The sequence below is a fragment of the uncultured Gemella sp. genome, from assembly GCF_963515875.1.
GTDB lineage: Bacteria > Bacillota > Bacilli > Staphylococcales > Gemellaceae > Gemella.
On record NZ_CAUPZX010000019.1, the window covers coordinates 14378 to 34584 of the forward strand.

Below are 20207 nucleotides of genomic sequence, written 5' to 3' on the forward strand. Positions count from 1 at the left end.
GTATTTCAAAATGATATTTCCCTTTAAATTTAGGGTTTAAAGTATTTTTAATAAAAAATATAAGGAATTACAAAATAAGATTGATAAACAAACTGTATCTATTGTATAATCACAGTAGATACAAAAACGTTTTATTATCTAATTGAACTATTTAAATAATATTAAAACAGATTAATTAGGAGGGCTATGATGGATATAAAAGTTTCCAATATGTCATCTGTACCGATATATCAACAGGTAGCAACGCAAATTAAAAGTAATATTCTAGATGGTAGCTTAAAATACAATGATCAATTACCTTCTATTAGGAGTTTAGCTAAAGAGTTAGAGGTTGGTATCATTACAGTAAAAAAATCATATGAGGTATTGCTACAAGAAGAGCTAATATATTCAAAAGGTGCTGTTGGATATTTCGTAAATAATATTGATTTAGCTACTGTCTTAACGATAAAAAAAGAAGAGTACTTAGACGAACTTAAGAGTATAATTGATAAGGCTATTAATGATGGACTTAATATAGAAGATATTAAGGATATAGTTGATAAAGTATTGGAGGAGAAGAGTAATGATAAAAGTGAATAAATTATTGATTAATAAAAGAACATTTCAACTTGGTCCAATTGATTTGGAGTTAGAAGAAGGGTATGTCTATGCAATTACAGGTAACAGTGGAAGTGGTAAAACATTATTTCTTCAAACACTTTTAGGAGGTTTATCTTCAGAGAAAAATGTAATTACTTACGATAATCTAAATTTTCATGAAAATGAAGTAGATATTAAAAATCTTTATTCATATGTTGCTGATAAACCTTTGTTTTCAGATTCTTTACGAGTAGATGAGGTTCTATATAAAATATATAAATTAGATGTAAGATTTAATTTAGAGAAATGTTTTGAATTTCTGAGTAAACATAAAGTATATCGTCATAAGAAAATATATGAACTTTCACAAGGAGAGAGGAAAATACTATTATTTTCTATAGGAATTTATACAAAATCTAAACTATTAGTTTTAGATAATCCATTTTCTGGTGTCGGTTTAATAGCTAGAAAAGAAATGATAGCACTTCTCAGAGAATATATGGATGAGGATAAAACAATCATTATAGTAACTGAAGAACCATATGTAATACAAAACCTAGCCGATTATATTATTGTATTTGAAAATGGTCAAATTACTAGTAAGGAAGACGTGGTAGAATTACAAGAACGATTCAAGACTAATGATATAGATAGAATATTACTTTCTCTATTGAAAGGAGAGAATGAAAATGATTAAACAACAATATGAAACAAAATTTGGAGCAATTTGGAATTTAATATCAAGTAGAAACTATAGTATGCCATTATTTTACAAAGGATTATATATATTATATTACTTTGTTACAATAACTACTATACTAGAATTATTATTTGATAAAACATATATAATATTAGCTCTGATTAGCTCATTAATTATAGTTATAAATGGAAGAAAATATGATGATCCTGAGCAACAGTTTATTGAATACCTTCCGATTTCATTAAATAATAAAGCAAGATACATTTATTATATTACATATATAAGTCTATTTGTAGGAGGACTGGTTGCATTTGTGCTTGATTTTCTGTATCGTAGAGTCAATCCGATTGAGTATAGTTATGCTATAGTTGTAGTTATAGCTTTATCTAATTTAGCGATAATACAGATGATATATACTAAAAAATCATTTATTTACTTTTTTATATGGGATGCATTAATATATCAATTTATTGTAAGTATAGTCAGATTTGTTTTACTGGGAGTTTATGCTACATTTACAGGCCCAAAATATGACAGTACAAATTTTAATCTAATAAAAATATTGATTTTAATATTATTGGTAGGAGTGTATCATTTTATGTGTGTTGAGGTTATAAATAGCATAAAGAAAAGCACTAAACTAAATAAGAATGAAAGAATAAAGTTAGTGATCATTTTAGTATTATTACTAATTACTGCTGGTGGATATAAATTATATATAAATGCAGGTAAAGAATTTGCTAGTGGTGTTAAAGAAGCATCAAAAACAGGTATTGTAACAATATATGAAAATCCAATTAAAGAACAAAAAAGCATAAGATAAGAAAATAGAATATTAATAAAGACAGTGACTTTAGAAAAATGAGTATAATTAGTCACTGTTTTTTGTTAAAAAAATACTCTAAAGAGGAGAGAAGATAAAAAAAGAAGACTTGGATAACCAAATCTTCTTTGTATTAAATAATTCTTATTTGAATTCTGCTGTGTTAACACGAACTCCAGGACCCATAGTTGTAGTTACAGCTACAGATTTGAAGTAAGTTCCTTTAGCAGCAGCTGGTTTAGCTTTAGCTAAAGCGTCTTGAACAGCGTTGAAGTTTTCAACTAAGTCTTCAGTTGAGAATGAAACTTTACCGATTGGAGTGTGAACAACACCAGCTTTTTCAGCACGGTATTCAACTTTACCAGCTTTGATTTCATTAACAGCTTTAGTAACGTCCATAGTTACAGTACCAGTTTTAGGGTTTGGCATTAATCCTTTAGGTCCTAATACACGACCGATTTTACCAACTTCTCCCATCATGTCTGGAGTAGCTACGATTACGTCAAAATCAAACCAACCTTGTTGGATTTTAGTGATGTATTCACCTTGTCCTACGTAGTCAGCTCCTGCTGCTTCAGCTTCTGCTGCTTTATCACCTTTAGCAAAAACTAAAACTTTAGCAGTTTTACCAGTTCCTTTAGGAAGAACTACTGCTCCACGAACTTGTTGGTCGTTTTTACGAGTGTCAACTCCTAAACGGAATGCAACTTCTACAGTTGCGTCAAAATTTACTGTACTTGTTTTTTTAGCTAATTCGATTGCTTCTACTACAGAGTATAGACTAGAAGAATCTACTAATTTAGCTGCTTCAAGATATTTTTTACCTTTTTTTGCCATTATAATTATCCTCCTATTCTCCTACTAAGATACCCATACTTCTTGCAGTACCTTCAATCATACGCATAGCTGCTTCAACAGAAGCTGCATTTAAATCTTCCATTTTTAGCTCAGCGATTTCTTTAACTTGTGCTTTTGAAACTGTAGCAACTTTGTCACGGTTAGGAACAGAAGATGCTTTTTCAATTTTAGCAGCTTTTTTAAGTAATACTGGAGCAGGTGGTGTTTTAGTAACGAATGTAAATGAACGGTCTTCATATACTGAGATTACCACTGGAATGATTAATCCTGCTTGGTCTTGTGTACGAGCATTGAATTCTTTACAGAATCCCATGATATTAACACCAGCTTGACCTAATGCTGGACCAACTGGTGGAGCTGGGTTAGCTTTACCTGCTGGTACTTGTAATTTAACAACTTTTATAACTTTTTTAGCCACGATAAAACCTCCTATATATTTTTCGTGATGTGGTCATTTGAACGTCTTTAGATTTTTCGTTCTCCCACTCAATCAAGTTTTGTATTTTTACATACTTGAATATAATATCACACTGGATAAGTAATTGCAAGTATTTTGTTAAGTTTTTTTAAAAAAATTACTAACTAAATAAAAATAAAAGTATTTCTAATTGAGTAGATATTAAAATAATACAACTATGAAGATTAAAATTCAAGAGATAATACAAAGTATTAACAATGAAGAATAAATTTAAAAGGGAAATGTGAATCCTTTATATATAGAAGAAAAATTATTGTAAACAATGATTTTCCCTAAGTGAACTATTGACTTTTTACCTTAGGTAGTGTAGAATTGTAGTTATGGTATGTGACAAATTACTGATATTTAAATATTAGTAAAATAGTGATATCATAATTAAAATTTTTCAAAATAGAAAGAGGTTGCAAAATGATTTATGGAATAATCAGTGTTGCAGCTTTACTTGTTGGACTTTTATTTGGATATATCATTTCAAAAAATTCTATTCAAAAAAGATTAGAATTATCTAAACAAGATGCTGAACATATTATTGGTGAAGCAAGAAAAGAGGCTAGATATATAGTAGAAAAAGAAACTACTATAGCAAAGAAAGAAGCCGAAGAGATAATTAACATTGCTAATAAAGAAGCAGAATTTAAAAAACAAGATATTCAAAGACAAGAAGATAGAATCGTTCAAAAAGAATCTTCATTAGAACGTCAAACAGAGCTTTTAAATAAAAAAGACGAATTGTTAAGTTCAAGAGAGATGAAATTGGAAGAAAAATCTCAATTACTTGAAGAAAAAAGTACTGAGGTTAATCAACTTAAGCTTCAACAAGAAACAGAGTTGCAAAGAATTGCAAACTTAACAGAAGAACAAGCTCGTGAAGAGATTATGGCCGCAGTTGAAACTGATATGGCTAAAGATATGGCAATATATATAAGAAATAAAGAACTTGAGGCGAAAAGCGTTGCAGATAAACGTGCAAAAGAACTTATTGTTCAGTCATTACAACGCTTTGCTACAGATGTAGTTAGTGAAACTACAGTATCTGTTGTTGATCTTCCTAGTGATGATATGAAAGGTCGTATTATCGGTCGAGAAGGTAGAAATATTCGTACTCTAGAAACATTAACAGGTGTTGACTTAATTATAGACGATACTCCGGAAGCAGTTATCCTTTCAGGATATGATCCAATTCGTCGTGAAATTGCTAAAACAGCGATTAAATCACTTATTGATGATGGTCGTATTCACCCTTCTAAAATTGAGGAAGCTGTTGATAAAGCACGCAAAAATATTGATCAAGTTATTAGAGATGCTGGAGAACAAGCTACATTTGACCTTGGAATCCACAATATGCATCCTGACTTAGTAAAAATTGTTGGTAAGTTAAAATATAGAACTAGTTATGGACAAAATGGACTACAACACTCTATGGAAGTAGCGTATATTGCAGGACTTATCGCGGCTGAGTTAGACTTAGATGTTGCGACAGCGCGTCGTGCAGGATTACTACATGATATAGGTAAAGCGCTTGATCATGAAATTGAAGGTTCGCATGTTGAAATTGGTGTTGCACTAGCTCTTAAATATAAAGAGAATGCGATAGTTGTAAATGCCATTGCATCACACCATGGGGATACTGAACCGACACATCCGATTTCTGTAATTGTTGCCACAGCGGATGCACTTTCTGCATCACGTCCAGGAGCTCGTAGAGAGTCATTAGAAAATTACATTAAACGTCTACAAAAACTTGAAGAAATTGCAAATGAACATAAAGGTGTTGAGAAAACATTTGCTATTCAAGCAGGTCGTGAAATTCGAGTAATTGTAAACCCTGAAGAAGTAGATGATACTAAAACTTACAAAATTGCCAAAGAAGTTAAAAATAAAATCGAAGAAACGATGCAATACCCAGGAAACATTAAAGTTAATGTTATTCGTGAGGTTAGAGCAGTTAAGGTTGCAAGATAGTAAATTAAGCGATTGGGAATATCCAATCGCTTTTTTGTATACAATTATATAAACAGCGATAAATTTATAAAGTATGAAGCAAAGAAATGAGAATATATTTCTTAAGGTAAATAATAATAGTATTATATTACAATTTAAATTTAGGTCTAAGCCATTATATGTTTACTAATTTTATTAAATAATATTTAGTATCATTATCATGATATATAATAAGAAAATTATATAATAACAATTAATATTATATTAAATTTTCTTCAGAATCGAAAGTTAATTAAATTTTTATATCGGATATTTTCGTTTATTCAATGTAAATTAATGCAATTACTTTATTATCTGGTAGTTTCTATCTTTTAGATATAAACAGAATAAGTATAAGCTTTCCTTTATTTGATAGGTATTATCGTTTAAAGAATAAAGAGAATAGTGTTTTATTTATCTAAAATTATTATAAATTATACAGGATTTTATAACATTATAAAATATACATATATTTTTTTAGAAAATTTTTTAGGTTGATTTATAATATATTTTAAATTTAGAGTATTTTACTATAAAAAGAATAATTAATAATTATATTTACAGTAAATTAAAGAAAACAATTAGTTTTCGAAAAAATAAGTGGTAATCGATAATTCAAGTAGTAATTTATTTATTATTATAAAGATGCTGGTTATTAAACAAGTTGTTAATTTCTACACATTTTAATTAAATCTGTATTAAAACAGGGTTGAAAAAAATGTCTTTGTTATTGTATAATCTTTATTGTAGATAAAATTAATAGGTATCTATGTAATTATTATAAATTTTTAAGGAGAGTGTTATCATGACAAACACTGTAGAATCTAAAGTATTTTTAGAGCCGCAAGAAACTTATGAGTTAACTTGTAAAAAAGGTGTTGCTAAAGCGACTGCAAGCCTAAAATATATGTTAAGCTTAGGTTTCTTAGGTGGAGCATTTATCGGGGTAGGTTTCTTAGCTTTACTTCGTGTATCAGGATCAATTCCTAAAGAATTCGGTGGAATCGGTGCATTACTTGGAGCATCTGTTTTCCCTATCGGACTTATTTGTATTTTAGTAGGTGGAGGAGAATTAGTTACAGGTAATATGATGGCTGTAACTGTTGCGTGGTTTAATAAGAAAATTAGCTTTAAACTGTTAGCTAAAAACATGGTTGTTATCACATTTGCTAACCTTGTTGGTTCTTTAGTTATTGCTTATTTCTTAGGGCATTTAACTGGTTTAACTGGTGGAGCTATTGCAGCTAAAACTATTTCAGCTGGTGAATCAAAAGTGTACTTAACATTCTGGCAAGTATTCTTCTCAGCTGTAGGTTGTAACTGGTTAGTAGGTATGGCGGTATGGTTAAACTTTGCTGCTAAAGATGTAGGTAGTAAAATGTTTGGTGTATGGTTCCCAATTATGACATTCGTTGCTATTGGATTCCAACACTTGGTTGCGAACATGTTCGCAATCCCAGCTGCAATGTTTGAAGGTGCAAATATCTCAGTTTTACAATTTATCCAAAACATGGGAACAGTATTTTTAGGTAACTTTGTAGGAGCTGTTACTTTAGTTTCTGCTTTATACACATTTGCTTATAAAAAATAAGTTTAGAATAGTTATATAAATACAGATTTGCATTAAAAGTATTAGCAAACATATAAGATGAAGTAGAGTTAATTCACTACTTCATCTTTTTATCATACTGTTAAGTTTTATCGTAAAGTAGTAAAAAAGATTCCAAATCATTAAACTTGGAATCTTTTTTTATTTTATTCTTCTACTTTAACAACCCATCCGAATTTATCTTCTACTTTACCTAATTGGATACCTGTAAGTAGGTTGTAGATTTTTTGAGTCCATTCTCCTGGTTTATTATCTGTGATTAATTCTAATTTTTTAGTACCATCGAATAATTCTCCAACAGGAGCGATTACTGCTGCAGTACCACATAAGAACACTTCTTCAAGTCTACCATTGTCGTATGCTTCATAAACTTCTTCTAAAGAAAGTTTTCTTTCTTCTACTTTTTCACCTAGAGATTTTAAAAGTTCTAATACTGAAGCACGAGTGATACCTGGAAGGATTGAACCATTTAATTCAGGTGTTACGAATGTACCATCGATTTTGAAGAAGATATTCATTGCTCCACCTTCTTCAATATATTTTTGTTCTACTCCATCAAGCCATAGTGATTGAGAGTAACCAAGTTCTTGAGCTTTCTTTTGTCCTTTAAGTGATCCAGCGTAGTTACCTGCAGTTTTAGCAAAACCGAATCCACCGCGAACTGCACGAACATATTCGTGTTCTACATAAATTTTATTAGGTTGAAGACCTGCTTTGAAGTAGCTTCCTGATGGAGATAAAATGATTACGAATTTAACTTCGTTATTTGGGTGTACTCCAAGTGCTTCTTCTGAACCATATAAGAACGGTCTAACATATAGTGAAGTACCTTCAGATTTAGGAATCCAATCTTTATCGATAGAGATTAGTTTTTTTAGTGCAGCTAATGCAAATTCTTCATCTAATTCAGGTAAAGCGATACGATCTGAAGATTTGTTTAAACGTTTAAAGTTTTGTTCAGGGCGGAATAAAACTGCTTCTCCGTTAGCGTTGTATGCCTTCATACCTTCAAATACACTTTGTCCATAGTGTAATACATTTAATGCAGGTGATACAGGTATTGGACCATAAGGAACGATACGAGGATCATACCAGCCTTTATCAACTGACCAATCCATGATAAACATATGGTCGGTAAAAACCGATCCAAAACCAAGTTTGTCATCAGGTGTTTTTTCTTTAGGTGTAGTTGTAAGTTCTACTCTGATATCATTTACTGTTAGTTTTGTCATAATTATATTTCTCCTTATCTTAAAACAATTAATTTGTTAATTTAATATAACTATTATAATACTAATTGAATATTTTTTCAATACTTTTCTTTAAATTTTCTGAAATTTTAATGAAACTATCCGATATTTCTTGTTGCAAAATTTATAAAAATACTATAAAATGTTTAGAGTACTATTGTTAATATTTTTCTCTTAATATTACTTATACTAATTTAATTTTTATTGAAAATGTGTTACAATATTAGAAATATATTATTAATAATGTACCTAGTAAAGAAAGAAGGCATATATATATGGATATAAAAAAATCATTAGAAAACAAATTTAATACATCTTTAGCTAATCTAACAGGTTCGCCTATTAGAGAATTTGATAGATTTGCTTCATCAATAGATGGTATTATTAAACTTACATTAGGAGAACCAGACTTTGACACTGCTGAAGAAGTTAAAGAAGCAGCTAAAGTCGCACTAGATAACAACAGAACTCACTATTCTGTAAATAATGGTATAGAAGCTCTAAGATCAGCATGGGCTAAAAATTTAGAAAAGAGATATAATGTAAATTACAGCTCTGATGAGGTTATTGTGACGATTGGAGCTTCAGCGGCGATAGAACATACTATTTCAGCGATTACGAATGAGGGAGATACTATTTTAGTTGTAACACCTTATTTTTCAGCGTATGAAGGAGTGGGTATTTTAAATAAATGTAATATAAAATTTATAGATACTGTAGATAATGGCTTTAAAGTACGTCCAAGTGATTTAGAAAAAGCTTTAGAAGAAAATAAAGATGCAAAAGCAATTTTAATAAACTACCCTAATAATCCAAGTGGAGTTTCTTACACAAGAGATGAGGTTAAGGAAATTGCTGACGTATTAGCTAGATACGATATCTTTGTACTTAGTGATGAAATTTATGGTGATATTACTTATAATTTCAAACATACATCACTAGCTGAGTTTATTCCTGAGCAAACAGTTCTAATTAGCGGACTATCAAAATCACATGCTATGACAGGATGGCGTATTGGTTTTATAGCAGCTCCTGAGGCAATGATTAGAAAAATTGGTGTATTCCACCTGTTTACAGTATCTGGAGCACCAACATTCATTCAAGATGCAGCTGTAGTAGCATTGAGTGACGAGAATGTTGATAAATATAATAATCATATGATTGAAACTTATAGAGAAAGAAAAGACTATATGGTTCCAAGACTTCGTGAGTTAGGCTTTGAAATTCCAGAAATAGATGGAGCATTTTATATATTCGCTAAAATCCCTGCAAAATATCGTGACCTAGGAGCCATGGAATTTTGTAAATTATTAGCGAAAGAAGCACGTGTGGGAGTTATTCCTGGAACAGCATTTGGGAAAGCATACAATGATTTCTTTAGAATTAGTTATGCAACTAGCATAGAAAATATTAAAGAAGCTGTTGAAAGAATTTCTCAATTTATGAATAAATAAATTATAGTAGAAAGGTCATTATAATGAAGGGGAAATTCATAACAGTAGAGGGTTCAGATGGTTCAGGTAAAACTAGTTTTATTACCTTTGCTACAGAATATTTAAAAGAAAAAGGGTATAAAGTAATTACCACACGTGAACCAGGTGGAACAGTATTTAGTGAGAAAGTAAGAGAGCTTCTTTTTGATAGTTCAAATGATATCGATGCAAAGACTGAAAGTCTACTGTTTTGTGCAAGTCGACGTGATCATATTGTTAAAAAAATATTACCGTATGTAAATGATGGATATATAGTTATATGCGATCGTTTTGTAGATAGTTCAGTAGCATACCAATCATATGGTCGTGGTATAGATAAACAAGAAATCTTGGATATTAATGCGTATGCTACTGATAATCTTGAACCTGATTTAACGTTATACTTTTGTTTAGATGTTGAAGTAGGATTGGCTCGCACAAAAAACAGAGATGATAATAACCGAATGGATCAAGAAAGTTTGAATTTTTACAGAAATGTTAAACGAGGTTATGACGATCTTTCAAAAGAAAATAGCGAGCGTATCAAAGTAATAGATGCTAGTGATACTTTTGAGAATGTCCAAAAGCAGGCACTTTCAATATTGGAAGGATTTTTAAACAATGAACTTTAATAAAGATACAGTTGTAATAAAATCTTTAACAAATACATTAAAAACTAATAAACTATCCCATGCCTATTTAGTAATAGGTGAGGATAGTTTATATTGTGATGAGTTTATTTTAAGTTTTGTTAAAGCGATATTTTGCTTAGAAAATAAAAATAAGGAATTTTTCAGTTGTGAAGAATGCAAAAATTGTAATAGTATAAATCATGAAAATTACGTTGATTTTTATAGATTAACAAGTGAAACTTCTATAAAAAAAGAAGAAATCCAAACGTTAAAATCAGATTTGAGTATTAAAGCATTTTATGGTAAAAAAATATATTGGATAAAAGATATCGAAAAGATGACTGAACAAGCAGCTAATAGTCTTCTTAAATTTTTAGAAGAGCCTGAAGATGATATTATAGCTTTACTTAGTTGTAAAAATATCAGTGCAGTATTACCTACAATTATTTCTCGCTGCCAACAGATAAAATTAGTTGGTCAAAGTAATAATATAGAAAGTGTACAAAATGAAGAGTTGATAAAATTTGTTGCTGAATATGTAAGGAAATATATTAATAAACCTCATTTAGCAAATATATATCTTTTAGAAAAATTAAAAAGCAAAGAAGATATAGTCGAATTTTTTAAATATTTGAGCATTAAAATAACTAATAGTTATACTGAAAATAATCAACACGATGTCGTGAACATAAGTAAAGTGCAGGAAAAAGTACTGCTAGCTGTAACAGATTTGAATTCGAATGTTAATGCTACATTTGTTTTAGAGAAGTTCCTTTTTACAGTTTTATTAGATGATAATAATTTAGAATTTTTAATACGAGGTTAGTATGGAAGATAATTTGAGGATAGATACAGTTTCGAAAAATTATAAGATATTACAAAAAGTTGATCATTATAGCATGTCAACAGATTCGTTTTTACTCCCGTATTTTGCTAATGTACCAAAAAGTTTTAAAAAAAATATAATAGAACTCTGTAGTGGTAACGGGGGTATCTCTATAATTCTAAGAGAAAAATCCGCAGCTAAGATAGAAATGTTAGAAATTCAAGAGGATTTAGTTGAACTTAGTAAAAAGAGTCTGAAGCTAAATGGAATTACTAATGTAGAAGTGCGAAGCGGTGATATAAAAAATGTAAAAGAATACTATAGACCATCATCGTTTGACTATGTTATATGTAATCCACCGTATTTTCCTGTTGAAAATATGCCGAATCAAAGAGAAAAACACAATCATAATATATCAAGACATGAACTATTATGTAACCTTCGTGATGTAGTGCAGGCGATTAGATATTTAGTTAAACAAAATGGAAAGTTTGCACTAGTTCATAGAACTTATAGAATAAGTGATATCATCTCTGAATGTGAGAAAAATGGACTAGCAATAAAGAGAATAAGATTTGTATACAGTAAGTCTTCAAGTGAAAATAGTAAAATAGTACTTGTTGAAGGTAGTATTTCAAAGGTTAGTGATATTAAAGTTGAACAGCCGTTTTATATTTATAATGAAGATGATAGCTATACAGATGAGATGAAGAAAGTGTATGGAATTTATGAGTAGCTTTATGTATGTAGTTGAGTGTTGCGACAAAACTTGGTATACTGGATATACAACAGATATAATAAGAAGAATAAAAACTCATAACGCAAAAAAAGGTGCAAAGTATACGAGAGTAAGAGTGCCTGTTAAACTAATTTATTTTGAAGAGTTTGAAACGAAAAGCGAAGCTACACGTGCGGAAAGTTTATTTAAGAAATTGACACGTAGTAAAAAAGAAGAATATATATTATTAAATTTGAATACAGAAAAAGGGCAAAAAATAAAAGATTTTAATATGAAAATAAAGGAAAAATAACTATGTTATATTTAGTAGGAACACCAATTGGTAATTTGGAAGATATTACATTAAGAGCATTAAGAGTGTTAAAAGAAGTGGATATTATAGCTTGTGAAGATACGAGAAATACTCAAAAGTTATTGAATCATTATGAAATAAAGGGTAAGAAATTAATCAGTTATCATGAACATAATGAGGATAAAATGAGCGATAAAATAATTGAATACTTAGAAGAAAGGGTAGATATAGCGTTAGTAACTGATGCAGGTATGCCATGTATTTCAGATCCAGGTTACGTATTGGTTGATAAGGTAAAGAGTGCTGGGCTTGATGTAGTAGCTTTACCTGGTGCTAATGCTGGTCTTACTGCACTAGTAGCGAGTGGAATTGAATCTTATAACTATACTTTTTATGGATTTTTACCAAGAAAAAGTAAAGAACTTAAACAAAAGTTAGAAGTCATTTTGAACTCAAAAACAACGGGGATTTTGTATGAGAGTCCACATAGGGTTAAAAATCTAATAGAAGAGATTGCTAAGCTAGCACCATCAAGAAAAATTGCTGTAGCAAGAGAACTTACGAAGATGTTTGAACAAATAGAAACATTTGAGGCTAGTGTAATATTAGAGATGCTAGGTGAAAAGATTAAGGAAAAAGGGGAGTTTGTAGTGATTGTTTCTCCGTCAAAAGAAGAGGAGCACAAAGAACTTAATCTTGAAGACATTGTAGAATTAATATATGAAAAAGTTCAAAGTGGTGAGAAAAAATCAGAAGCTATTAAGAATACTGCTAAAGATTATGGCATAAATAAAAAAGAGGTTTATAGTTTATATCATGAAAAATATGATTAGTTTTGTATCAGTGAATATATTAATAGTAATCTTTTTAATTGCCGCAATACATATTAAAATATTTTTCCTACCATTAACATTTTTTGTATTCTTAAATATATTTTTAATTTATAAAAGAAGTTCAGAGTTAGACAAGAATGAACAAAAGAAAAAGATTATGTTGCATAATGTTAAAAATTCTTTAGGTATAATACTTGGTTATACAGAAGCACATAATGATGAATTAATAACAAAAGAGGAACTAGATGAAAGAATTAATGAGGAGATTCAAGGGATAGTTTCAATGATAAAAGACGAGATCTATAAGTAGATTTCGTCTTTTTTAGGTTGTTAAAATTGTAAAGTGAGCAAAATATTAAATTTTATGGTGACATACGTAAAAATAGAATTTAATGCTATTTATAATGATTTACTGTAGAGTCGTTTTGAGATAAGTGATAATGGTTTAATTTATGTTTTACAAAGCTGTTTTATTTTTGTAACAATATTATTTATAAGAAGAGGTATTTAGTACGAATGTCAATCTGTTTTATAAGAAAAAATATAAACTTATGAAATAATCATTAAATAAAATTATTTTTAATAATTTAACATTTGTTGTAACAAGGGTATTATTAATAAGTAGCTGATTAATAAATAACTAATGATATATATATTATGAAAATGATAGTAATATTATTAAAATAATTAATACTATAGAAATAAAAAATATAAAAAAATACAGTAAATTCGAGTTTTATACTTTATTTTATTATGAAATAGTGATATTATATAGTTATATTAGGCGAGGTATGCATATTTAAATAAAGAAAATTTATATAGGAGAAGATTTATGGTAGGAAAAAATAATCTTAAAAAAAGATTAGAACAAAAAGCTGAAAAAATAGAAACATACTCAATTAAGAAATTCAAAGTCGGTACGGCGAGTGTTCTTGTAGGTGTTGGTTTACTTTTTGGTGCTGGAGTAGCAGAAGCGAGTGATAGTATCGCTCAACAAAACAGTGATAAAAGCATAGAAGAGGTAAAAGATGCTCCAGTGACTATTTCGACGCCAGCTGAAGTTAAGCCTTTAGAAACTAATGCTCAAAATACAAGAGAAAAAGTTGCAGAGGCGGTAGCTGAAAAGTTAAATGCACAAACTTCTGAAAAAGCAGAAACTAGTGAAAAGACTCAAAAAGAAGTAGATAAGTCAGTATTAGCACAAAAAATTGAAGAATTAAAAATCCAGATTGAAAGAATTAAAAATAATACTAAACAACAAACTATTCTAAATGATGCATCTAATAAACTGGTATCAGCAGAAGGTTTATTTAGTGTTGCAACCTCTCAAAAAGAAGTCGATGCGAAAGCTAAAGAAATTAGTTCATTAACATCTATCTTAAAATCAATTAAGGCTGAAGAAGTTACAAAAGAAAACAAAAATAAAGACAGCCGAAATGGTAAAAAGATGGAAGAAGGAACTGGTTTCAGAACAAGTGAAGGAGCAGCAACAGCAACTACAGCGACAGGAATTGGGGCAGATGTAGTAGATGCTACGGAAAATCCAGCAGTTACAAGACCTCCTTATACAGAGAGAAAAGTAGCGGAAGGACTTGCAAAACAAATTGCATGGTTAGACTTCTCAGATCTAAATAACTGGTCAAATGTTGATATACAAAATGGAAACGTATATTTAAAAGAAGGCTCAATTTATGAGAAAGAAATTATGCCTAACTACCGCATTAAGTTGAAGGTTAAATCGTTAAAACCATTCCAAGCGACAGAAATTTATAGAAAGCGTATGGAAGCTAATAATGCAACACCAGAAGAAAAAGCAACATTTAATCCAAATGCGACTAATGGACTTATTGGTAGAACTGATAACAACCCTGTAAGAATTACTGCACAAGCTCAGGATCAGTGGTCTGAGATTAGAGATAATGGTATTAATACAAATGGAAGAAAAACCTCTATTATAGCAGATCGTCTTGGATCTAATATTGGGATTCAATTTGAAATTAGTGGTACTTATAAAGGAAATATCGTTCGTCCAGCCGTAGTAATGACCGATGCGGAAAGTGCAAACCCTGGGGAAAATATTGTCTTTACCACAAATGGTAGCGGTTGGCAACAAATCATAGATTTAGAGAAAAATACAACGAATGTTCATAGATATAGACCGCTAAATTATTATAAAAATGCTTATAAAAATCTTCCGGATGCATCATCGTGGGGTAATGATGTATACAATACTCAGGCTATCCTTGATGCAGGTGCCGGGAATAAGATAGTACCTAAATTCTTTACGAATCCAGACCAAGAAACGGGTGGTCTTGGTACGGGTGTATTTGGTCCTGGTGTTACAGCTGGTAAATACAGTGTTCCTGTTGTAATGACAAAAAATGCAACAGAAGTGGGGATGTACGTTTTCTCAAGCGGAGCGCAAGCAGCTATGATTGGGGTAGCGCCTATTGATGAAGGCGATGCTCCGACAACGTATGGTGAAGCAACCCACACAATGAATACGAGAAATGGATTGACTGGTGACGTAGTAAAACAACCATATTTAGGGTCTGAAAGACCTGATGCGGATACTAATACCCTTAAAAACTGGCATGGTGATGATGATACTGATGCAGCAGACGAAGGGATCAATCAATTACTTCCTGATAATTTAAAAGGTAGCGAAGGAAATATTATCAAAGCAAATGTTTCAAGCGCTGGGTATTATACCTTAAATATTCAGGCACACACCGGGGGTGCTGAAAAGGCATATGTTCGTTCATGGATTGATTTTAATAATAATGGACAGTTTGATTCAGATGAAGCTTCGGATATTGTCGAAATTACACAAGATGGCGATGTAAAATTACATTTTACAAATAAAACACAAAAAGACGCAGGACAGTTACTTCAAGCTGGTACTAGGGTTCGTATTGCAACAAGTAGAGAAGAAATTGAAAAACCGACAGGACTAGCATTCTCTGGGGAAGTAGAAGACTTTAATGCGAAGATCACTCACCCACCAAAAGGAGATAAGCAAACTACAATTGGAAATGCTACAATTGGAAATAATGTAGAAAAACAAAGTACTACTGTTCATTTCACTCCAAAAGGTAAATATATTTATACACAAGATGATGTCAATGCGGAAATCGATACTAATGTTGTACCAGTATATATTAACAATAAAACTCGTGAAAAAGTCACTTTATCAGACGAAAATACTTATACTGTAAGAGGACAAGGAACGTATAAGTTTACACCAAATGGAAAAGATGTCGATGTAGAATTTACTCCAGCAAAAGGCTTTGTAGGAAAAGCACACGGATTTACAATTCGTCGTCAAGATACGAACAGAACAACGACAGACTGGGGAACAAGTGATGAAGCTGTTTCTCCAAATGTGAATGATGTGTTAAATACGATGGATGGATTATACATTCCAGAAGTAAGAATACCTACTGTAGAACCAACTCCTAATAATGTGGAAAGTAGGAATATCCAAGGATTCGCACAAAAAGGCAAACCTACATTTAATGTTGAAACTTCGGATACTCCGGTTACTGCATCAGCTAAACATCCAGCAAGACTGATTGATCCTAGAACGAACACTCTTGCAGATTCTGCGATTGTAGATGCCTTAGATCCAAACAACAATAAAGTCGGTACTTATAAGATAGCTCCGGAAACAGGTGAAGTAACATTTACACCAAATATTGATTATAAAGGTGAAGTGCAACCTGTCAAAGTGTCTGTTCCAGTTGTTGTGGCACATGATAAAGATGATAAGGATATTACAGTTACTACAGTAGCTACGTATACTCCAAGAATTACTCCAGTAACACCAACAGCAGAAGCGTCAACAACTAGAGATGTTCAAGGAAAAGCGCAAGTATCAAGAATCGTCTTTGATACACTAGAAAATAATGCCGATAAAAATCAAACGGTTAACTTTGATAGAAGTCCGGAAGTGAGTAACGCTGGAGAACATGTTGACTTAGATAAAGAAACATTAACATTACTAACTACTTCAGGAGCTGAAACAAATACAGTCACAACAGACCAAGGTGAGTATGTATTAGATAAAGTAAGCAAAACTATTACATTTACACCGAAAAAAGAATTTGTCGGAACAGCAACTGCTGTAAATATTCGTATCAAAGATATGAATGGAACAAAAGTTGAAACAACTTATACACCAACAGTGATTGAAGTAAGACCAACAGGTAAAGATTCAGCAACTTCAGGACCACAAGGACTGACACAAAAATCTCCAATCGTCTTCAATCAAAGAGAGGAAGAAGATGGGAAAACAGTAAACTTTGATACAGGTGACGAAAGGGTAGCCCTAAAACCAGAAACTCTTACATTACTAAATGGTTCAGATAAAGTGAAATCAATTACTGTACCGAATGTAGGGACTTATGAATTAGTGGACAATGCGATTACATTTACACCTGCGCCAGCCTACCATGGAACAGCAGAAGGAGTAAATGTTCAAGTTGAAGACGAAAATGGAAAAGTTGTTACGAAAAAATATGTACCAACAGTAACTGAATTAACAGTAACTCCAGAAGGTAAAACAACGAAAAATATCCAAGGGGAAACTCAAGAAGGAACACCAACCTTCACGATTCCCGCTGAATCAACGAATGCAACTGTAACAAGTCGTAAATTAGTGGATCCAGCTGATCCAACTAACACACCAAAAGATACAGTAACATTAGATGGTAAAGGAACATTCACCATTGATGGAAATGGAAAAGTAACATTCGTACCAGTTCCAACCTATAAAGAAGATGTTCCACCAATTACGGTAAAAGCAACTGTAACCATTACAAACGCTAAAAACGAAAGTACAACAATTACATCAACAGCTTCTTACAAACCGATTATTGTACCGGCTGAGATTGATAAAGCACCAGCTACATCAACGAACTTACAAGGTTTAACACAAACTGGAACTCCAACATTTACACCGAAAACGGTTGAAGTAAATGGAGTGCAAAAGACAATTAGTGTTGAACCAAATAGCTATAAACTTGTAAAAGATGGCTTGGAAAGTGAATCACTTCCAGCCTATAAAGCAGGAACAACTGAACAAATTGGTACGTATACAATTAATCCACAAAATGGATTAGTGACATTTACACCAACAGATAAAACTTATACAGGAGCAGTAGCACCAGTAGATGTACAAGCAACTGGATCAAATGGAGTAAAAGTTCATACAACCTATACACCAACTATCACACCAGTAACACCAACAAAAGAGCCATCAGCAACAACTGATGTACAAGGTAAAAAACAAGTATCAAGAATTGTGTTGGATACAGTAGAAACAGATGCTGATAAAGATAAAACTGTTAACTTCAACAAAGGAAGCGAAACAGGTGCTAATGGAGAACGAGTTAACCTAAACCCTGATACATTAACATTGTTAAATGATGCAGGAGCTGAAGTAACATCTCTTACAACAAGTGATGGGGAATATGTTTTAGATAAAGCAAGTAAGACAATTACTTTCACACCTAATAAAACATTTGTAGGACCAGCAAAACCTGTAAAAGTTCAAATCAAAGATGTGAATGGTACAAAAGTTGAAACAACTTACACGCCAACTGTAACTGACGTTACAATGTCAAGTGTGGATAAAGAATCTTCTGCGCCACAAGGGAAAACACAAACAGGAAAACCTGAATTTACAGTTTCAACTCCAGAAGTGCGTATTACAGGATATAAATTGTTAAATCCAAATGGTAATACACCAGTAGAAGGAAATGAAATTGAAGTACCAGATCAAGGAACATATCGTATTAATCCAACGAATGGGGAAGTAACTTTCATTCCAAAACCAGGTTTCACAGGACCAGCAACAGGAATCACAGTACAGGCTACTGATGAAAATGGAGAAACAAAAGATGCGAAATATAAACCAACGGTAACTGCATTAACAATAACTCCACAACCTGTAACAACAACAAATATCCAAGGAGAAACTCAAGAAGGAACACCAACATTCCCAGTTCCAACTGAATCGAATAATGTTACAGTTACAAGTCGTAAACTAGTTGATCCAACAGATCAAACAGAAAAAGACAGAGTAACAATAGAAGGAAAAGGTACATTCACAATTGATGGAAATGGTAAAGTGACATTCACACCACTTCCAACATATAAAGGTGATGTAGATCCAATTACAGTAAAAGCAACTGTAACTATTACAAATGATAAAAATGAAAGTACAACAATTCCTTCAACTACGACATACAAACCAATTATCGTATCAGCTGAGATTGATAAAGAACCAGCAACATCAACTAACTTACAAGGTTTAGTACAAACAGGAACACCAGCGTTCAAATCGAAAACTGTATATGTAGATGGAACACCAAAAACAATTACGGTTCAACCAAATAGCTACAAACTTGTAAAAGATGGAACCGAAACAAATACACTTCCAGCATACAAAAAAGGAACAACAGACCAAATTGGTACGTATACAATTGATTCAGCGACAGGACAAGTGACCTTCACACCATCGGATAAAACTTATTCAGGTGAAGTAGCACCAGTATCTGTACAAGCTACAGGATCAAATGGAGTAAAAGTAGAAACAACTTATACACCAATCATTACACCAGTAACACCAACAGCAGAAGCGTCTGCAACAAGTGATGTACAAGGTAAAAAACAAACTTCTTCAATCATATTAGATACACCAGAAAACAGTGCCGACAAAGATAAAACTGTAAACTTCAACAAAGGAAGTCAAGTAGGGGCTAATGGAGAACGTGTTGAATTAGATGCAAGTACACTAACATTGTTAGATGGAAATAATGAAGTAACATCTCTTACAACTAACGATGGGGAGTATGTTTTAGATAAAGCAAGTAAAACTATTACATTTACACCGAAGAAAACATTTGTTGGACAAGCAACAGCTGTAAGAGTACAAATCAAAGATGCGAATGGAACGAAAGTTGAAACAACTTACACACCAACAGTAACTGACGTTACAATGAAAGCAGATCCTGCAACTACATCAGCACCGCAAGGACAAACACAAACAGGAACACCAACATTTACGATTTCAAGTCCAGAAGTAAGTATTACAGGATACAAATTGTTAAATCCAAATGGTAATACAC

General features: G+C 31.6%; 16 protein-coding genes. 13 read left to right on the top strand and 3 right to left on the bottom strand.

Annotated features, from left to right (window positions below; translation table 11 throughout):
- The first annotated feature begins 189 nt into the window (after nucleotides 1–189).
- The 3 genes from RWL85_RS04695 to RWL85_RS04705 are packed head-to-tail and all read left to right on the top strand — an operon-like array spanning nucleotide 190 to nucleotide 2105.
- A complete protein-coding gene (locus RWL85_RS04695) occupies nucleotides 190–582 on the top strand; it encodes a GntR family transcriptional regulator (RefSeq protein ID WP_314085492.1) in 393 nt (130 codons plus the stop codon).
- A complete protein-coding gene (locus RWL85_RS04700) occupies nucleotides 566–1279 on the top strand; it encodes an ATP-binding cassette domain-containing protein (protein WP_314085494.1) in 714 nt (237 codons plus the stop codon). Before RWL85_RS04695 ends, RWL85_RS04700 begins: the two co-directional genes overlap by 17 nt.
- A complete protein-coding gene (locus tag RWL85_RS04705) occupies nucleotides 1272–2105 on the top strand; it encodes a hypothetical protein (RefSeq protein WP_314085496.1) in 834 nt (277 codons plus the stop codon). The genes RWL85_RS04700 and RWL85_RS04705 overlap by 8 nt, the downstream gene beginning before the upstream one ends.
- A gap of 144 nt (nucleotides 2106–2249) precedes the next feature.
- On the opposite strand, the gene rplA is transcribed toward RWL85_RS04705, so the two are convergent.
- Together rplA and rplK are read right to left on the bottom strand one after the other, a co-directional pair.
- Entirely contained in the window at nucleotides 2250–2942 is a 693-nt protein-coding gene (gene rplA, locus RWL85_RS04710) for a 50S ribosomal protein L1 (RefSeq protein ID WP_003144761.1), read from the bottom strand.
- Nucleotides 2943–2955: 13 nt separating this feature from the next.
- Entirely contained in the window at nucleotides 2956–3381 is a 426-nt protein-coding gene (gene rplK / locus RWL85_RS04715; protein ID WP_314085498.1) for a 50S ribosomal protein L11, read from the bottom strand.
- Between the two features lie 468 nt (nucleotides 3382–3849).
- Between rplK and rny the strand changes: the two genes are divergently transcribed.
- Entirely contained in the window at nucleotides 3850–5403 is a 1554-nt protein-coding gene (rny, locus tag RWL85_RS04720; RefSeq protein ID WP_314085500.1) for a ribonuclease Y, read from the top strand.
- Nucleotides 5404–6226: 823 nt separating this feature from the next.
- The gene (locus RWL85_RS04725; RefSeq protein ID WP_048802258.1) at nucleotides 6227–7012 is read left to right on the top strand and encodes a formate/nitrite transporter family protein; all 786 of its coding nucleotides are present in this window, start codon (nucleotides 6227–6229) and stop codon (nucleotides 7010–7012) included.
- Between the two features lie 164 nt (nucleotides 7013–7176).
- Here the strand turns inward: RWL85_RS04725 and RWL85_RS04730 are convergent, their stop codons facing one another.
- Nucleotides 7177–8262, bottom strand: a complete 1086-nt coding sequence (locus RWL85_RS04730; protein ID WP_314085503.1) for a branched-chain amino acid aminotransferase — start codon at nucleotides 8260–8262, stop codon at nucleotides 7177–7179.
- A 293-nt stretch (nucleotides 8263–8555) separates the two neighbouring features.
- Between RWL85_RS04730 and RWL85_RS04735 the strand changes: the two genes are divergently transcribed.
- From RWL85_RS04735 to RWL85_RS04770, 8 genes are all read left to right on the top strand, one after another.
- Nucleotides 8556–9734 carry an aminotransferase class I/II-fold pyridoxal phosphate-dependent enzyme gene (locus tag RWL85_RS04735; RefSeq protein ID WP_314085505.1) on the top strand — a complete coding sequence of 393 codons (1179 nt, stop codon included), beginning with the start codon at nucleotides 8556–8558 and terminating at the stop codon, nucleotides 9732–9734.
- A 23-nt stretch (nucleotides 9735–9757) separates the two neighbouring features.
- On the top strand, nucleotides 9758–10384 hold the full coding sequence (tmk, locus tag RWL85_RS04740; RefSeq protein ID WP_314085507.1) for a dTMP kinase: 627 nt from the start codon (nucleotides 9758–9760) through the stop codon (nucleotides 10382–10384).
- Nucleotides 10374–11210: a DNA polymerase III subunit delta' gene (locus tag RWL85_RS04745; RefSeq protein WP_314085509.1), complete on the top strand. Its 837-nt coding sequence runs from the start codon at nucleotides 10374–10376 to the stop codon at nucleotides 11208–11210. The genes tmk and RWL85_RS04745 overlap by 11 nt, the downstream gene beginning before the upstream one ends.
- Before the next feature lies 1 nt (nucleotide 11211).
- A complete protein-coding gene (locus tag RWL85_RS04750; RefSeq protein ID WP_314085511.1) occupies nucleotides 11212–11946 on the top strand; it encodes a methyltransferase domain-containing protein in 735 nt (244 codons plus the stop codon).
- Nucleotides 11930–12241 (top strand): GIY-YIG nuclease family protein, encoded by a 312-nt coding sequence (locus tag RWL85_RS04755; protein WP_314085513.1) that lies wholly within the window; start codon nucleotides 11930–11932, stop codon nucleotides 12239–12241. The genes RWL85_RS04750 and RWL85_RS04755 overlap by 17 nt, the downstream gene beginning before the upstream one ends.
- A gap of 2 nt (nucleotides 12242–12243) precedes the next feature.
- On the top strand, nucleotides 12244–13074 hold the full coding sequence (rsmI, locus tag RWL85_RS04760) for a 16S rRNA (cytidine(1402)-2'-O)-methyltransferase (protein WP_314085515.1): 831 nt from the start codon (nucleotides 12244–12246) through the stop codon (nucleotides 13072–13074).
- On the top strand, nucleotides 13058–13384 hold the full coding sequence (locus RWL85_RS04765) for a hypothetical protein (RefSeq protein ID WP_314085517.1): 327 nt from the start codon (nucleotides 13058–13060) through the stop codon (nucleotides 13382–13384). The genes rsmI and RWL85_RS04765 overlap by 17 nt, the downstream gene beginning before the upstream one ends.
- A gap of 522 nt (nucleotides 13385–13906) precedes the next feature.
- The coding region (locus RWL85_RS04770; RefSeq protein WP_314085519.1) for a GEVED domain-containing protein at nucleotides 13907–20207 on the top strand (6301 nt) is incomplete at its 3' end.

Bases quoted from the DNA above. Each gene is read 5' to 3' on its own strand.
- RWL85_RS04695 (WP_314085492.1), top strand. From the start codon at position 190: ATGGATATAAAAGTTTCCAATATGTCATCTGTACCGATATATCAACAG.
- RWL85_RS04700 (WP_314085494.1), top strand. From the start codon at position 566: ATGATAAAAGTGAATAAATTATTGATTAATAAAAGAACATTTCAACTT.
- RWL85_RS04705 (WP_314085496.1), top strand. From the start codon at position 1,272: ATGATTAAACAACAATATGAAACAAAATTTGGAGCAATTTGGAATTTA.
- rplA (WP_003144761.1), bottom strand. From the start codon at position 2,942: ATGGCAAAAAAAGGTAAAAAATATCTTGAAGCAGCTAAATTAGTAGAT.
- rny (WP_314085500.1), top strand. From the start codon at position 3,850: ATGATTTATGGAATAATCAGTGTTGCAGCTTTACTTGTTGGACTTTTA.
- RWL85_RS04725 (WP_048802258.1), top strand. From the start codon at position 6,227: ATGACAAACACTGTAGAATCTAAAGTATTTTTAGAGCCGCAAGAAACT.
- RWL85_RS04730 (WP_314085503.1), bottom strand. From the start codon at position 8,262: ATGACAAAACTAACAGTAAATGATATCAGAGTAGAACTTACAACTACA.
- RWL85_RS04735 (WP_314085505.1), top strand. From the start codon at position 8,556: ATGGATATAAAAAAATCATTAGAAAACAAATTTAATACATCTTTAGCT.
- tmk (WP_314085507.1), top strand. From the start codon at position 9,758: ATGAAGGGGAAATTCATAACAGTAGAGGGTTCAGATGGTTCAGGTAAA.
- RWL85_RS04745 (WP_314085509.1), top strand. From the start codon at position 10,374: ATGAACTTTAATAAAGATACAGTTGTAATAAAATCTTTAACAAATACA.
- RWL85_RS04750 (WP_314085511.1), top strand. From the start codon at position 11,212: ATGGAAGATAATTTGAGGATAGATACAGTTTCGAAAAATTATAAGATA.
- RWL85_RS04755 (WP_314085513.1), top strand. From the start codon at position 11,930: ATGGAATTTATGAGTAGCTTTATGTATGTAGTTGAGTGTTGCGACAAA.
- rsmI (WP_314085515.1), top strand. From the start codon at position 12,244: ATGTTATATTTAGTAGGAACACCAATTGGTAATTTGGAAGATATTACA.
- RWL85_RS04765 (WP_314085517.1), top strand. From the start codon at position 13,058: ATGAAAAATATGATTAGTTTTGTATCAGTGAATATATTAATAGTAATC.